At 70.4% G+C, this 1,221-nt stretch carries 1 protein-coding gene; it reads right to left on the bottom strand.

The window, feature by feature from the left end:
• Positions 1-222: 222 nt before the first annotated feature.
• Entirely contained in the window at positions 223-999 is a 777-nt protein-coding gene (locus tag ACZ7HQ_RS45660) for an alpha/beta fold hydrolase (protein WP_471003591.1), read from the bottom strand.
• Positions 1,000-1,221 lie beyond the last annotated feature (222 nt).

Here is a 1,221-nt window from a genome sequence, read left to right as displayed (position 1 = left end):
ACAGCAGGCGTCCCGGCCCGTTGGGGTCGTACGTCCCCTGGAGGGGGCCGACGACCATTTGCCCACTCCTGCACGCACCTTGGAGGCGGTGCCATGGGTCTACTCGCTTACTTGTGGCCCCGGAGGAAGGCCGGAATGTCAGCTCGGGTCGGGTAGTCGGGCAGCGGTGCGGGCTTGTCCTGGAGGAACGCGGTGATGGCGGCCGCCACTCGTTGGTCGTTGTCACCCAGCCCGTTCCACATGTGGTGGCCGACGCCGGGCATGTACTGGGTGCGCTGGATGGCGGGATTGTCCGCGAGGATGGTTGTTTGCCACTGCCGGACCTGGGAGGAGCACTCGGCGATCATCAGCATCGCGGGTGTCCGGGAGCGCCTGAGCTGCGGGGCGATGGAGGGGGAGTCTTTGATCGTTTGCTGGATGCGGAGGCTGGCGGCGGCATTGAAGGAGAAGTTCTCCGCGGTGTCCTCGACCGGGATGCGGTGCGCGTCCCGCGCGCAGTAGGCGGACGCGGTGTCGCTGCCGAGATCGGCAGCGGTGAAGGCGTTGTCGCCCTCCGCCTGTCCTACCAGCCCGTTGTCCGGGTTGAGCAGTCCGAGCCGCATGAGGCCAAAGGCGACCGCGTACCGCGGGACGTGCGTGGAGCGCGGTCCGGTCATCGCCGGAGCGAGGTCGGGCCGACGGCCGACCCTTCTGCTCCGCCATCCGGGCGGTGGGGCCGTCCATGGGGCCCGGCTCGGCGATGACTGCCCGGCGCAGGTGGTCGGCGATGGCCGGGTCGGCCAGCGCGCGGGTGAGTACAACCGCGCCTGAGGAGAATCCCAGTACGTCGGCGCGGCCCTTGCCGAGCTTGCCGACGAAGGCGCCGAGGTCGCGGACGGACCGGGTGATCGAGTACTGGTCCATGGGCAGCAGGTCGCTGCGTCCGCCACCGGCCTGTTCGTAGGCGTACACGTCATAGCCCTGTCCCGCGAGCCGCTGCAGGAAGCCGTGGTCGAGCACCGAGATGCCGCGCACCGGGCCGCCGTTGAGGTAGACGAGCGGGACGCGCTGCCGGGGGCTGTTGTTGGTGGGCGGGTAGTGGTAGACCGCGACCCGGCTGCCGGTGGACAGGCGCCAGTGCTCGGCGGTCACGAACGGCAGGGCGGACGGGTAGTGGCGCGTCGTGGGGACGGTGGGGACGCACACCGACAGCGTCAGGGCCGCTGCGACGAGCACCGGCAG

This window comes from Streptomyces sp. NPDC037290 (genome assembly GCF_055603245.1).
This window is presented reverse-complemented; position numbering and strand designations above follow the sequence as displayed.